Origin of the sequence: Pseudonocardia sp. Ae331_Ps2, from assembly GCF_001932405.1 — a bacterium.
Lineage (GTDB): Bacteria > Actinomycetota > Actinomycetes > Mycobacteriales > Pseudonocardiaceae > Pseudonocardia.
Window position 1 is genome coordinate 4,772,344 of sequence record NZ_MCIM01000001.1, and the last position, 15,340, is coordinate 4,787,683.

7 protein-coding genes are annotated in these 15,340 nt (G+C 73.0%); 1 reads left to right on the top strand and 6 read right to left on the bottom strand.

Annotated elements, in window-relative coordinates; all coding sequences use genetic code 11:
- A partial coding sequence (locus Ae331Ps2_RS22455; protein ID WP_217695647.1) for an IS30 family transposase occupies positions 1-333 on the top strand: 333 nt, incomplete at its 5' end.
- A 181-nt stretch (positions 334-514) separates the two neighbouring features.
- Here Ae331Ps2_RS22455 and Ae331Ps2_RS22460 read toward each other — a convergent pair.
- The 6 genes from Ae331Ps2_RS22460 to Ae331Ps2_RS22485 all read right to left on the bottom strand — a co-directional run bounded on the left by Ae331Ps2_RS22460 (position 515) and on the right by Ae331Ps2_RS22485 (position 15,340).
- The gene (locus Ae331Ps2_RS22460) at positions 515-1,624 is read right to left on the bottom strand and encodes an ROK family transcriptional regulator (RefSeq protein WP_075306663.1); all 1,110 of its coding nucleotides are present in this window, start codon (positions 1,622-1,624) and stop codon (positions 515-517) included.
- A gap of 251 nt (positions 1,625-1,875) precedes the next feature.
- Positions 1,876-2,871, bottom strand: coding sequence for a hypothetical protein (locus Ae331Ps2_RS22465; RefSeq protein WP_139318736.1), 996 nt, complete (start codon positions 2,869-2,871; stop codon positions 1,876-1,878).
- Between the two features lie 254 nt (positions 2,872-3,125).
- A complete protein-coding gene (locus Ae331Ps2_RS22470; RefSeq protein WP_075313133.1) occupies positions 3,126-3,950 on the bottom strand; it encodes a transposase family protein in 825 nt (274 codons plus the stop codon).
- A gap of 210 nt (positions 3,951-4,160) precedes the next feature.
- A complete protein-coding gene (locus tag Ae331Ps2_RS22475; RefSeq protein ID WP_075306661.1) occupies positions 4,161-8,048 on the bottom strand; it encodes an aminotransferase class I/II-fold pyridoxal phosphate-dependent enzyme in 3,888 nt (1,295 codons plus the stop codon).
- Positions 8,045-9,163, bottom strand: a complete 1,119-nt coding sequence (locus Ae331Ps2_RS22480) for a DNA alkylation repair protein (RefSeq protein WP_075306660.1) — start codon at positions 9,161-9,163, stop codon at positions 8,045-8,047. Before Ae331Ps2_RS22480 ends, Ae331Ps2_RS22475 begins: the two co-directional genes overlap by 4 nt.
- A 45-nt stretch (positions 9,164-9,208) precedes the next feature.
- Positions 9,209-15,340: a type I polyketide synthase gene (locus tag Ae331Ps2_RS22485; RefSeq protein WP_075306659.1), complete on the bottom strand. Its 6,132-nt coding sequence runs from the start codon at positions 15,338-15,340 to the stop codon at positions 9,209-9,211.

Sequence of the window (15,340 nt, forward strand, 5' to 3'; positions counted from 1 at the left end):
GTCATCGCCGCCACCAGTGGCCTGCCCGCCCACATGCGGGCCTCGCTGACCTGGGACTGCGGGGCGGAGATGGCCGGCCACGCCGCCGTCACCAAGGGGTCGATGCCGGTGTACTTCGCCCACCCGCACTCGCCGTGGGAACGCGGCAGCAACGAGAACCTCAACCGCATCGTGCGCGAGTACTTCCCGAAAGGCACGGAAATCACCTCGGACCCGAAGTATCTGGCGATGGTGGCTTGCGATATCAACGACCGACCCCGTAAGATCCACAACTGGAAGAAGCCCTCCGAGATATTCGCCGAACTCGTTGAGCTAGATGCTTCGACCGCCTGAATTCGCCCTCGGCAGTCGACTTCGTCGCTCAGATGAAGCAGAGGTCGATCGCTTTCTGGAAGAACCACGGCTGACGGCGACAATCGTTTCGGGGTCGCCCGCGGTCCGACGGTGGCGATTCTGCTTCGTGTCCTCCATGTCGCTCCACTGTCCACAGCGGTCGGTCCCCGGTGGTGCCGGTTCAGATCGCGGCGCGGCGGGAGAGCGCGGTGGCGCCGGCGCTCTCGGCGTCGGGAAGAGCACCGGTGATGATCTCCAGCCCACGGACGGCTGCCGGGCCGGCGTGGTCCCGGAGCGTGGCGGTCATGGCCCTTCTGATCTCGTCGTCGAACGGGCGGAGAGCCGAGTCGATCACGATGGCCTGTGGCTCGAGGATCGCGCAGGTGGGTGCGAGGAGACGGCCGAGAGTGGTGCCCAGCGCGCGTCGCCCGCGCCGCGACAGGGGACGGCCGTCCCGGTCGGCCTCATCGGTGGCGACGTCCTCCGAGTCACGCTGACGGGGGATCTCGGCTCGTGTCGGGCCCAGGACGCTGCCCAGGCACCCCCGCCTGCCACAGAGGCACGGCGGGCCGTCCTCCTCGACGTGCAGGTGCGCGATGGATCCGGTGAGCTCCCGCCCGCTGCGGCGGACCGTGCCGTTCATGACCACTGCGGCTCCGATGCTGTTCCGCGAGCACTTCAGGTACACGAACTCCGGGTTCCGGCGGGCCGCGCCGAACTCGAACTCCCCGAGCGCGGCCAGGCTGGCGTGGTAGGCGACGAGCGCGGGTCGGTGGGCCTCGCCGAGGACGCCGGCCCGCGTGCGGTCCGAGAGCGCCTCCTCGACCAGGGTGGTCATCGAGATCTGTCCCTCGGGGTCGGGGAAGCAGGGGACGCCGACCACCACGCGCTCGAGGACGGGGGTGAGTGGGGTGCGCACCTCCGCGAGGAGCTCGTCCAGGAGAGCGCGCGCGACGGGGAGCACACTGCCCTCCGCGAGCTGCGCCAGGCTTCTCCGCCCGCTGCCCCACTGCTTGGCGTCGGAGTCGTGGAGGGTCACCCGCACGTGGTGGCGGTGGACGATCACCGCCGCGACGAGGCGGACGGCCTCGCTGGCACGCAGCAGCATCGCCGGTCGGCCCCGTCGGTGGGTGGGTCGGGTGGGGTTCTCCTCCACCCTGCCGTCCGAGACCAGGGACGCGACCGCGGCGGTGACGGTGGTGCGGGGCAATCCCAGCAGCTCAGCGATCTGTGACCGGGTCACATTGGGGTGTTGCTGGATCGAACTGAGCACCAGTTCGCGATTGCGCATGCTCCCTCACCTACTGCTGGCTGTTGGACGGGCCGGACTCACCCCTCGGGCGGGCGGACGGGGCCGTGGGGCATCCGGGCATCGCTCGGCGCGGCTGAGCCGGGCCCGGGGCTGAGCTCAGCTCAGGCTGCACGGCGGTCGTCGTCGGCAGGTCACGGAACTGTCCTAGCCGTGTCACAGCGATGTCGCCGATGTGACAGAACTGCAGCCGGTGAAGGACCCGGCACGCCGGGTCACCGTGCTTCCCACGGTCAGAACCCGTGAGCGGCGTAGGCCGCGAACGACACGGGCACGGTCTCCACGTCCGCGCAGAGCTGTCGCCGGGTCAGCGGCCACTGGTAGAGGGCGTGCACTCGTTGCCCCGTCGCCCGCACCGCCCGTGCCAGGTTCGCGGCGGCGACGGCGTCGTCGGAGAACACCTCGCCGATCACCCATGGCCGTGCCCCGTGTCCGGCGGCACGGATGGTTCGGTGCGCGGACAGGAAACGTGCCCACTCGTCGTTGGCCGGGGTGCCGTAGAAGTGGAACTCGAGACGGTCGGGCGCGACGTCGCGGTAGATCTCGGGCAGCATGGTGAACCGTTCGGTGTCGCCGATGCACGAGAACCCGACGGTGTCGGCGGTGCCGTGGCGCTCGGTGTAGTCCTGCCACAGCTGTCGGGCGCAGCGCAGCGCCATCGGCCGGCCCGGTGGTGGTACGAGCTCGTTGGACAGGTCCAGCAGGTAGGGCAGGCCGGAGGCCCGTACGACGGCTCGGGCGTGCTCGACGATGCCGAGGTTCTCCAGGTAGAGGCCCTGCTCCCAGCGCGACCAGCTCTTCGGTGAGTTCTGCTTGCCGGGGAACAGCCCGATCTCCACCTCCTGGAAGCCTGTCGCGCGGACGGCGGCGAGCAGACCGGCGAGCGCGGCGACCGACCGGTCGCTCATCCGGCCACCGGTCGAGTCGATGAAGGTCCCCTCGTCGGGTCCGTGCTTGTGGAACACCGGAATGCGCAGCCGTCGCTGCCCCGCGGCGTGCATCTGCCGAAGCCGGTCCAGGATCCGCCGCGGGGCCCGGTGGTAGGCGCTGATCACCCCGTACGGTTCACGGCGGCAGCCCGCTGCCAGGTCGTACCAGCCGAAGTTCGATCCGCCACGGTGCTCGGCGGTCGATGTGGCCAGGTCGCCCTCTCCGCGTTCCGATGATTCCGGCAATGCTGCGGTGAATGCCGTCATTGCGGCGATCTTCAGCAGGGACCGTCGGTTCATGGTGGCTCCTCGGTCGGCTTGTCGATGATGTTCCCGTCCGATTTCGGCGATCGAGGGGAACGTGACAGTCGTCTCGATCCGCAGCGCATTGGTCGGGCGGCAAAGCGCGGGGCGCCAGGAAGCTCGTCGTGATCGACCTGGTGCTGACAGTACCCACCTGTCAACGGTCGCTACTCCGAACGGCCTGATTCCGACATTGAACCGGCCCTGCTCATTTAATCCGGGTCAGTGAGGTGTTCTCAGTAGCGGGTTGATCATGTCGTGCGGTCGTACTCGGTGTGGAGTAGTACGAGCGCAGCTGCGGTGATCGCGCCGGTGCGCCAGGGACATAGCGTGACTCGCCGCAACGCGGCGAAGGTGGTCTTGAGCAGGGCGTTTCCGCGTTCGGCCAGAGCACGAAGGGCTGAGTGCAGGGTGTTGACGGTGCGCTGGTTGACCGTCTGCCCGCGGCCGGGGGCGAGTTTGATGGGCACGGTGAGCCGGTCGGCTTCGCCTTCGTAGCCGAGGTCGCCCAGCGCGGCGTGGGTGTCGTCGGTGAACGCGGCCAGGCCCTCGAGCAGCCCGGGGTGGGTACGGGCGCAGCGGGTGTCGTGCTCGCGGCCCGGCCGCACGTCGCTGGTCCATAGCGGCCATCCATCAGGTGCGGTGAGGACCTGGATGTTCCCGCCGTGGCGGCGGTGCTTGCCCGACCACCACAGGTCGACCCCGGGGGTGAGGCCGAGCGCGCGGCACCGGTCGGTGGCGATCAGGGTGCCGTCGAGATTCACGTGGGTGTGCCCGGCTGTGCGGGCGGCGAGCAGGGCTCCGTGCAGGCCGGGTGCGGCCGCGGCGAGGACGTCGATGCCTTCGTGCAGGTAACGGTAGGCCGTTGCAGTGCTGATCGCGTTGTCACCGGCCAAACATCGGACCCGGGTAGCATCACAGAACCAGCGGATCACCAGCACTGCCTGGGCGAACGGGGTCAACGCCCGCCGCCGGGTGCCACGTCGACGGCGTTGAAGGACCAGGAGCCGCGCCAGATAGGCCACGGTGCGCTCCCCGATCGGGAGGACAGCGGTGTAGGTGACAGGATCAGACATGCAGGACCTCGGTGACGGTGTCGATCTGTGCTGGACCGAACCGATCTACCGGGGTCCTGCCCCGTTCCCGCTCATCTCACCACCCTCGGCGTGTCGCCACGACCTGCCACCCCGCTACTGAGAACACCTCACTGCCCGCAGCACGGCACCGAAGAACGCCTTGCCGTTGATGTCACCCATGATGCTTCCCTTCGGGACGGAACGGACGGATCAGACGAGCCCGAGCCGGCGGCCGGCGCGGGTCAGGACCTCCACGGCGAGGTCGATGTCGTCATCGGTGTGGGACAGGTTCACGATGGTCCGCAGCCGCGGAAGGCTCCGCGGCACGGCCGGGTAGACGATGGGCTGGACGAACACCCCGTCGGCCTGGCACAGCCGGGCGAGGTCCTGGGCCTGGCCGTCGTCGCGGCAGAGGACCGGCACCACCGGCGACTCGCTGTGCAGGGTGTCGAAGCCCGACCGGTGCAGCGCGTCGCGGTAGCGCCCGGTGCGGCCGCGCAGCTGCTCGGCCATCCCCGGTGCGGCCGTCATCACCTCGACGGCGGCGAGCGCGGCGGCCGCGTTCGCCGGGGTGACCGCGGCGGAGAACATCCAGCCGCGGGCGTTGTTCTTCAGCGCGAACACCAGGTCCGCACTCCCGGCGACGTAGCCGCCGGCGCTGGGCACGGTCTTGGACAGTGTTCCCATCTTGACCGCAACACGGTCGGCGCCGATGCCGAAGTGCTCGGTGATGCCTCGTCCGGTCCGGCCGAGCACCCCCAGGCTGTGGGCCTCGTCCACCATCAGCGGGGCGTCGAAGCGTTCGCAGAGATCGACGATGCCCGGCAGCGGCGCGATGTCGCCGTCCATGCTGAACACGGCGTCGGTGACGACGAGCCTGCCGCCGTCGCCGGACTGGCGCAGCGCCCGCTCGAGATCGTCGAGGTCGTTGTGGGCATAGGTCAGGACCCGGGCCCCCGACAGCCGGTACCCGTCGAGGATACTGGCGTGGTTGTAGACGTCGCCGATCACCGTGTCGCCGGGCCCCACCAGTGCGCCGACCGTGGCCACGTTCGCCATGTACCCGCTGGAGTAGACGATGGCGTCCTCCGTGCCCAGGAACCGGGCGATCGCGAGCTCCAGCTCGCGGTGGAGGCCGAGGGTGCCCGCGAGCAGGCGGACACCGTGCGCACCCGTGCCGTGCCGGCGCACGGCCTCCTGCACCCGGGCCCCGATGTAGTCGTGCCCGATCAGGCCGAGGTAGCTGTAGGAGGCGAAGTTGAGGTACCAGCGGTCGTCGAAGCGGATCCAGGAGCCCGTCTCCTCCTCGACCACCGGCTCGTAGAAGTAGCGACCCTCGGCGACGACGGCCCGGTCCTCCCGGGAGAGGTCGTCGATACGGCGGTCGAGGAAGCCCCCGCCGGGGCGGTCGGTCAGCCGGCCCGGCAGTGTGCGTCCCGGCACGCTCCGAGGCCCGGTCGGGGCCCCTGCTGCGCCTCCCTCGGGGCGCGGGCCGGGCCGGTCGAGGACGTCCGATCCCACAGCGCCGGCCGCTGCTGTGTGCGGCATCGGCCGCGTCACCGCGGGCGGTGCCGGGACCGGGCGCGGTGACGGCACCACCGCGGGCGCCGGCGCGATCACCGCGGCCGGGGTCGACGGGGGTGTGGTCGACGAGAGTGTGATCGAGGGGGCGGGCGCGGGGTGCCCGGGACCGACCGGCTCCGTACGGAAACGGTCCCAGTCGGGCCGGAACGCGGGGCGCACGTCGGAGGTCGTGGATCCGGCAGGTGCGGACGTCGGGACCGAGGAGGCCCCGGCATCGGTCGTGGGCACGGACGGGGCCCCGCCGCCCGGAGTCGGGGCAGGCACGGGGAGGGACCGGAGGTGGTCCAGCAGGTCCTGCACCTTGGTCAGCTCGAAGAGGAGCGCGGGGTCCAGCTCGTAGCCGGCCTTCGCCAGGCCGGCGGTGATCTCGACGGCCATCATCGAGTCCAGCCCGAGCTCGAGCAGGTCGTCGCCCGGAGCGACCGCGGGCAGGTGCATCGTGCCGGTGAGGATCGCGCTCACGGACGTCCATGCGTCGGTGGTGTCCAGCGTGCTGGTCATCGGTTCGTCCTTCGGTCGGGCGGGTGCGGACAGGACGTACTGGCCGGGTGGGCGGGTCAGCACCTCACGCAGCAGCGCCAGACCCGCGTCCGGTTCGAGCGCCGGGATGCCGCGGGCCGCGGCCGCAGTGACCACGCCCTCGCCCATCCCGGCGTTCCACAGGCCCCAGTCGAGGCTCCACCAGTGCTCGCCGTCGTAGCGGCGGCGGGCCGCGTAGCCGTCGAGGAACGCGTTCGCGGCGGCGTACGCGCTCTGGCCCAGATTCCCCTCGACCGCGCTGATCGAGCTGAACAGCACCACCGCGCCGGGGCGGTGGTCGCGGTCGAGCATCGCATCGAGTGCCTGCACACCCGAGATCTTGGGGGCCAGGACCTCCGCGATCCGCTCAGGAGTGAGCGTCCGGACCAGGCCGTCCCTCAGCACCCCGGCCGAGTGGATCACCAGGTCGAAGCGCTCCCGACCCAGCGCCGGGTCGGGAGCGGCCACGTCCGTCGTCAGGACCTGGACCTCGCACCGCTCGCGCAGCCGGTCGATCCGCTCCCCCCGACGCCCCGACGGCGCGGTGCGGCCGACGAGGGTCAGGTGTGCGCACCCGAGCTCCGCCAGCAGCTCCGCGACGAGCAGCCCGAGTCCGCCCAGACCCCCGGTGACCAGCACGCGCCGCCCCCTCGGGTCGAACGGTGGCCCGTCGCCGGGGCCGGCGTCGCGACGGTGGGGGACGAGCAGCTCGTCGCCGTGCCGGCGGTACTCGCCGCCGTCGTGCGGGACGGAGAACGACCCCGACGGTTCGCCGCCGAGGTCCAGCAGCGTGACCGGCGTCCGGGGGTGCTCGGTCCGCACCGAACGGAACAGGCCCCACAGCGCGGTGTGCGACGGATCGGGACGCTCCCCGTGGGCGTCGCGGGTCACGACGGTCAGGGCGGGGAACGGTCGGATGCCGGACAGCGTGCGTGCCAGTGCGGCCGCCTGCAGCACCTGGGTGCACGCGTCCCCGCCGGGGGCCGGGGCGTGCACGACGAGCTCCGGCGGCTCCTCGGCCAGGTGGGACTGCAATGTCCCGTCGGTGATGACCTCGAGCCCGAGACGTCGCACCGGTCCCCTGATCCCGGGGGCGTCGCCCAGGACCAGGATCCTCGAGGTGTCCTGAGGTGTCGGCGCGGGTGCCGGAGCGGCCCGCCAGCCGGGGACCGTCGTGCAGCCGGCCGTCCCGGACGCGCGGGTCGGCATACCGGCGGCGGTGCGGCCCGGCGGGCCGACCGTCCGCAGCACGATGCGGTCGAGTTCGAGGACGACCTCACCCTGTTCGGTGCAGACCGTCGCCCGCCCCCGGCATCCGGCGGCGTCCGGGCCGCCCGGGGTCCGCTCGACGAGGGCCAGCAGTGTTCCCCGGACCGGACGACGGACGGAGATCCGCCCGATGTACCACGGCAGGCAGCGCCCGGCGGCGCCGTCGTCCAGCAGCCCCAACCCCTGGAGGAGGGCGTCGAGCACGGCCGGGTCGATCACGGCGCCGGGCTCGTCGGTCGTCGGTCGCAGTACCGCGAACATCCGGTCACCGTCGCGTCGCAGCGAACGCATCACCCGGTACCGCTCGCCGTAGACGATCCCGCTGCCCGCGCGCCAGCCGTCCAGGACCGCCAGCGGCGCTTCGGGTCCGGCGGAGGCCTCGAGCGCGGCGGTGTCGAGGTAGGTCGGCGGGGGAAGGGGTGCCCCGGCCGCGACCGCACGGGCATGCAGCCGGGACGGGGAGTCCGGGTCGTCCGCCCGGCGGGCCCGCAGGACCACCGCGCCGTCGTCAGCGACGTCGACCTCCAGAGCCGACCCGCGGTCGGTGACGACGAGCGGCTCGGCGAGGACCACGTGCTCCAGCCACCACCGCCGCGAGGGTGCGCCGGCACTGACGGCCCGCAGCATCTGGTCGATCTGTGCCGCCGCCGGGAGCACCCCGACCCCGTCGATGCGGTGGTCGGCGACCACCGGATCGTCCGCGGTGAGCGTCCGCCGGCTGGTCATGTGACGAGCTCGAATCCGTCGGCGGCGACGACCCGACCGTTGACCTGGAGGTCGATGACGTGGGTACCGGGGTAGTAGCGGCGGGTCGTGATCTCCCGGACCGGGTGGCGCTTCTCCACCGCCCGGCTCTCGCCGGGCCCCAGCTCGACCGAGGCGAGCTTGAAGACCTTGGGGAGGGTGCGCCCGTTGTTGCGCACGTGGTGCACGACGTAGTCGACGGCGACGGTGTGCGCGTGCCGATCGGTGTTGCGGATCTCGGCACGCAGGGTGACCGACTCGCCGAGCCGGATGGTGGCGGGGCTGAGCACCAGCCGGTCCGCCCGGACGTGTTCGCCCCCGGTCACACCGGACAGGGCGAGTGCTCGCTGGTCGCCGTTCTTCACCAGAACCCGCAGCGCGTGCCTGCTGATCCACTCCGTCTCCGGGGTCGGGCTCTCCGCGGCCCACCGTTCGAGCACGTCCAGTACGGCGTCGGGGTGGTCGCGGGCGATGTCGTTGAGATTGTTGGCGACCGACTTCCTGACGTAGGGCGAGGGGTCCGAACGCAGTGCCTCCAGTACCTCCAGGACAAGGGTGGGGTCCTGGACGAACCGGTGCAGGGTCCGCGCCCACGGCAACCGCGGCCGGATCCCCTCGCTCGCCAGCCGGCGCACGTTGAGGCTCGGTGATCCGGCCCAGGTCCGGACCCGCTCCATCGTGATCTCGTGGTGCTGGTCGAGGTAGGGCCGGATCGCGTACTCACCGGTGTGCCGCCGGGTGATCTGTTCGATCGCGTCGAGCGAGATCTCCGGGTGACCGAGACCGTGGTCCTCCACGAACCGGGCCACCGGCATGAGGTACCAGCTGGTGTTGAACATTCCGTCGCCCTCGGCCAGCTCCTCGCCGAGGATCGACAGCAACGTCGCCAGGGCCTGCGGATAGTCCTGCGGGAGCCTGCTGCGCAGGCCGTCGGAGAGGACCCGGACGCGGTCCTTCAGCTCGAGCGGGGGGACCAGCGCCGCGACCTCGGTGACGTATCCCTCGAGGTCGAACTGCGGGTGCACCTGCGTCACCAGGTCTCCGAGCAGGCGGGCCGCTCCGCTGTCGAAGTGTCGCTTCAGGCCGTACTCCGTCATGGACGTACTCACTCTCCGGGGTCGCGGGGGAACCGGTCGTCGACGTTAGAGGGTTGTCCTATCGGTCGGCTTTCGGTCCTGACGTCCGGTGTCGTCGACCCAGTAGCGGGTCCGGGCGAACGGGAACCGGGGCAGGTCGGCGATACCCGGCCCGGGCGTCCGCGGTGTGCCCGCGAGGACGACCTCGGGGTCGGTGGTGTTGTGGTGGTCGCACAGGTGCCGGTACAGCGCGTCGGTACGGCCGCGGGCGAGGGTCGAGCGCACGAACCCCGCCTCGGGAGTGAGGTCGGCGGCGAGCCGGGCGAGCACGGGCTGCGGCCCGATCTCCCAGTAGCCCGCCGGCCGGCTCCGGTGGACCTCGGTCAGTGCCTCGTGGAAGAGCACCGGCTCGACCAGACCGTCGGCCCACGTCTGCGGGTCGGTCGCGGTCTCCGCCGTGTGCCGGGTCCCGGTCACGGTGGAGGTGAAGGCGATCTCCGGTGGCCGCAACCCGGCCGTCGCGAGCTCCGACCGCAGCGCGGGCACGGCGCCCGACATGTCCCGCGAGTGGAACGCGTGGCTGACACTCAGCGGTGTCACCGCGACCGGTTGCGCCGTCGCGGTGAGCCGGTCCCGCAGTGCCACGATGTGCTCCCGCGGGCCGGCGACCGCGGTGTTGCGCGGCCCGTTGTGCGCGGCGACCTCCAGCCCCGGGTGGTCGCGCAGGATCTCGGCGACGGTCACCCGGTCGGCGTGCACGACGGCCATCGAGCCGGGCGCCGGCTGGGCGAGCATGGCCCGCCCCCGGCAGGCGGTGACCCGCATGAGGTCGGGCAGCGCGAGGCACCCCGCGGCCCATGCGGCGGTGAGCTCGCCGACGCTGTGCCCGATCACGTGCCCGGGACGGATCCCCCAGGAGTCCAGCAGCCGGACCAACCCGACCTGGACGGCGACGATCGCGACCTGCGCGTGGTCGGTCCGGGTCAGCACCCCGGCCTCGGACCGGAACAGCAGCTCCGGCAGCGGGACCGCGAGCCAGGGCGCCAGCATCGCCGTGCAGTCGTCGACGGCGGAACGGAACACGGGCTCGTCGCGGTAGAGGTCGGCGCCCATGCCCGGGTACTGGGAGCCCTGGCCGGTGAACAGGAACACCGTCGGACCTCCTGCTCCCGTACCCGTCCGGATGACCGGTGCCGCGTCCGCGGCCCCCGTCGCGACGGCGGTGAGCCGTGCGGCGAGCTCGGCGCGCGTCGTGCCGTGGACCGCCACGCGGTGGCGCTGGCGGGCCCGCCCCGCACGCGAGGTCCAGGCGACGGCGGCGAGGTCGTCGTCGTCCGGGAGAGCGGTGACGGACCGGGCGTAGCGGTCGGCGAGGTCCCGCACGGCGTCCTCGGTGGGAGCCGACACGGTGAGGACATGGCTGCGTCCGGCCGCAACGGCGGGTCGCACCAGGGGGGAGGGCTCCTCCAGCACGACGTGGGCGTTCACCCCGCCCATCCCGAACGCCGACAGGGCCGCGCGCCGGGGACCGTCGCCCCGGTGCCAGGGCAGCGCGTCGACGGCGGGGAAGAACGGTGTGTTCTCGAACCGGATGTGGTCGTTCGGCCTGGTCAGGTGCAAGGTGGCCGGGATCGTGGCGTGCTCGAAGGCGAGGAGGACCTTGACCAGACCGGCCAGACCGGCGGCGGGCTCCAGATGGCCGATGTTCGACTTGACCGAGCCGATGGCACAGAACTGGCGGCGGTCGGTGTGCCGACGCCAGGCCCGGGTCAGCCCGTCGACCTCGATCGGATCGCCGAGCGTGGTGCCCGTGCCGTGTGCCTCCACGAGGGAGATGGAGTCCGGCGACACGTCGGCGTCCCGCAGTGCCGCGGTGATGACGTCGCGCTGGGCCGTCGGGCTCGGGGCCGAGTACCGGCTGGTGCGGCCGCCGTGGTTGACGGCTGCGCCGATGACGAGTCCGCGGACCCGGTCGCCTTCGGCGGTGGCGTCGGCCGAGCGGCGCAGCACGACGGCCGAGGCACCCTCACCGGGTACGAAACCGTCGGCACCCGCGTCGAAGGCGGCGCACCGGGCCTGCGGGGACAGGGCCCGCATCGCCGTCATCGAGGCGAAGTACTCAGGGCTGATCGCCGCATGCACCCCGGCGACCACGGCGGTGTCGATGTCCCCCGAGCGCAGGTGCGCCAGCGCGGTGTGCAGGGCGACCAGGGCAGAGGAGCACAGCGTGTTGACCACCATGCTCGGTCCGGTCCAGTCCATCAGGTGCGACAGCCGGTTCGGGATCATCGCCTCGAGGCCCAGCCCGCGGCCGTCACCGACACCGAGCCGGGCGCGTTCCTCGTGGTAGTGGTAGTGGTCGTGGCTGTAGGCGATCCACAGCCCGGTCCTGCTGCCCTCGGCCCGCGGGCCGATCCGACCGCCGTCCTCCAACGCTTCCCAGATCGTCTCGTAGACGATCCGGGCCTGCGGGTCGATCATCGGAGCCTCGCGCGGCGAGATCCGGAAGGGTGTCGGGTCGAACCGGTCGACCTCCGGCAGGAACGATGCGCGTGGGGCGGAGTCCGGGTGGCCGGCCCACCTGCCGGCGGGGAGTTCGTCGACGGTGTCGACGCCGTCCCGCAGCAGTTGCCACATCTGCTCGGGGGTGGAGGCACCGGGCACACGGACGGCCATGCCGACGACCGCGACGTCGCGCGACGGATCCCGGTCCGCCGGGTCGGCCGGGCGCGGGCCGGTGGGTCTCCCGGCCGGCTCGCCCGCCGGGGCCACGGTGGGTGCCGGCGTCGGTGTGGCGGCCACCGGTGCCGGGGTGGTCGGCCCCGCGGCCAGGGATCTCGACGGGGGTACGGGCGGCCGGTCCGAGCCGGGTGGGTCCGCGGGTGGCGGGCCGCCCGTCGGCTGTCGGGACGCGTCGTCGGTCCGGCCGCCGGCGCCGGGCCGCTCTGCCCGCAGCGCGCGCACCAGCTCCGGCGCGTCCTCGGCCAGGAAAGCGGCGAACCGTCCTGGTGTCGGGAACTCGAAGAACACCGTCGGGTAGAGCGACAGGCCGCGCTCGCGGGACAGACGCTCGCTGAGGTCGACCAGGCCCACCGAGTCGAACCCGGTGGACAGGAACTCCTCGTCGGTGTCGTCGTGACCGAGCCCGGCCTCGGCCAGGAACCAGTCGAGCACCACGGCGGGGGCCGGTCGCCCGTCCGCGCCGGACGATGCCACCACGCCGGTCCGCGAGGACGGACCGATCGCCGGAACCGCCGGAACCGCCGCCTCGGCGGTGACCTCCGCCGGGGTGGGGGCCCGTTCCGGCGCCGTCGGCGCGGACGTCGCCGCATCGGTCGGCGCGAAGGCGGCTGCCGGTACCCGCTTCGAGGAGATGTCACGCAGCACCATCACGACCGACCCGGCGTCGTCGGTGACGGTCTGGGTGACCCGGCAGGCCTCCTCGTTCCAGAACCCGACCCGGGTGTGGACGAACGCGGCTCGTTCCAGAGATCCGTGCACCTCCACCGCGCCGATCGACAAGGGGATGAACACCGGGGCGTCGGCCCGGCCCGCGATCGCATGGTCCAGGTCCAGTGCGGCGATCGTGACGCTGTCGAGCAGGCCGGGGAACAGCTCGACCCCGTCGTCGTTCCAGCTGCGCTGACGCGCTCCCTCGACGCGGGCGAGCGTGCCGTCGGGTACGGCCGCGACCCACGAGATGTTGCGGTAGTAGCGGCCGTGCCGATAGCCGAGCGCACGCAGTCTGCGGTAGAGCGTCGTACCGGACCTCAGTGGCCCGCAGGTCTCCAGCAGCGGGCCCAGGTCCAGACGGGCGGGCCGGGCGACGGCGGTGGTGACGTAGCGCCCGTGCGCGTACGGGCCGTCCGGTCCCCGGAGCTCGAAGGCGCCGTCGCCGGTGGTCCTGCACGTCACGACCTCCGGCTGCGCCGCCCGCAACGGGCGGTGGAACACCAGGTCGGCGAGGCCACCGAACGTCCCGCCGGCGGCCACCGCTCCGGCCCTCAGCAGGTCCAGCCACGCCATTCCCGGCAGCATCGCCTCGCCGAACACCGAGTGCTGCGCGATGGGAACCTCGCCGGGGCCGTGGACCCGCTCGAAGGCGAAGCCGTCCGCCCCGAGCGGCTGCAGTACCCGCAGCGGCCCGCCGGACTCGGCCGACCGCTGCGGCTCCCGCAGGTCCAGCACCCGCCCGTCGGCCTGGGTCATCGGGACCTCGGCCGTCCGGAACGGCCGGCCGGCGCGGTGGCGGCTCCAGTCCACGTCGTGCCCGTCGGCGTACAGGGCGGCGAGGACCGCGGCGATCCTGCCGGCGACGTCGGCCGGGCCGGTCGTGCCGTCGAGAGGACCGGGGCCCTCGACCGGGGTGCCGGCGGCGAGCAGCGCCGCGACCGCCGCGGTGGGGTCGGGGTCGTCGCCGAGTGCGTAGGCGGCGGTCACCGCACCCGGCCCCTCCCCGGGGAGCGCCGCGTCGGGTGCCCCCAGGGCGACCAGCGCGACCGGCCAGGCGATCGCGCCGCAGAGCGCGGTACGGCGGGCCCCCCAGGCGCCGATCGGATCCCCGGTGGCGGTGACGAACCGGTCCACCAGCCGTGCGACGGCCGGGACCTGTTCGGCCAGCCAGGGCAGCCAGGTCCCGGCGTCGCCGCCCGGGACGGGTGGCGCCGGTGCCCGGTGTGGTGCCGACCCCGGCCCGGTGCGCAACAGCGTGTCCCGCAGGGCTGCCGCGAGCGCGTCGGCGCCGTCACCGGACACCGCGATCCGTGCCGCGAGGTGCGGGCGGGAGAGCCGGGTGGTGGCGCAGGCGTCGTCGAGACCGGGACCGAGCCGGGGGAGCAGCTCCAGCCACTGGGTGGCGAGCTCACGCACCCCGTACGGCGTCCGGGCGGACAGCGTGAGCACGTGGGGACCGGTGCCGGCACGCGGCGGGACCGGCGGCGCCCCGGTGACCACGGCGTGGACGTTCGTCCCGCCGAAGCCGAACGCGCTCAGCCCGGCCCCTCGGACCGTCGCCGCGGGCCACGTCTCGGCCGCCCCGGTCAGCCGCAGCGGCCCTCCGTCGATCTGCAGGCGTGGGTTGGGCTGTTCGACGTGCAGGCCGGGGACGATCTCCTCGGCGAGCGCGCAGAGCAGGCCGGCCAGCCCGGCCAGGCCGGCAGCGGAGTGCAGATGCCCGATCCGCCTCTTGAGTGAGCCGAGCGCGACCGAACCCGGGGCCATCCCGTGCCGGGTGAACACCTCGGAGAGGGCGCGGACCTCGATCGGGTCGCCGATCGCGGTGCCCGTGCCGTGTGTCTCCACCATCTGGACCGTGTCGGGGTCGACCCGCCGGTAGACCCCGTCGAGGAGCTCGACCTGGGCCTCCAGGTTGGGCGTCGTGACACCCATGGTCGCGCCGTCGTTGTTGGCGGCGACGTGCACGATCGTCCCGAGCACACGGTCGCCGTCGCGCTGCGCCGCCGCCAGCGGTTTCAGCACCAGGGCGACCGCCCCTTCCCCGGGGACGTAACCGTCCGCGCGACGGTCGAACGTGCGGCACAGCCCGTCGGCGGACAGGGCCCCGGCCCCGTCGAGCAGTCGGTAGGTGAGCGGGTCGACGAGCAGGTCCACGCCGCCGACCACGGCCAGGTCGCAGTCACCGCTGCGCAGGCTGAGGCAGGCCGCCCACAGGGCGGTGAGCGAGGACGAGCAGGCCGTGTCGAGCACCAGCGCCGGCCCCGCCAGGTCGAGCCGGTCGGCCAGCCAGGCCGCGGCGAAGTTCTGCGACCGGCCCCACAGCGTGGCGGCGGGCGGCCCGGTGGGGGACCCGGGGCCCGGGAGGGCCGCGTCGTAGCCGTAGGCGTTCATCCTGCTGCCGACGAACACCCCGGCCCGCAGCCGCCGGCGGCCCCGATAGCCGGCCTCCTCGAGGGCGCGCGCCCCGATCTCCAACATCACGCGGTGCTGGGGGTCGATGCGGACCGCGTCCTCGGCGGACAGGCCGAACGCCTCGTGGTCGAACGAGTGCGGATCCTGCAGGAAGCCCCCGCGCAGGCCCGGGCGCGGCAGCAGGCCCGGCGCCCAGCGGGCGGCCGGCACCGGCGACACCGCGACGGTGTCGCCGGCCAGGAACGTGCGCAGGTCGGTCACGTCCTCTGCTCCGGGGAGCCGGACGGCGAGGCCGATGACGGCCAGGTCATGGGTCGGGTGGTCGGACAT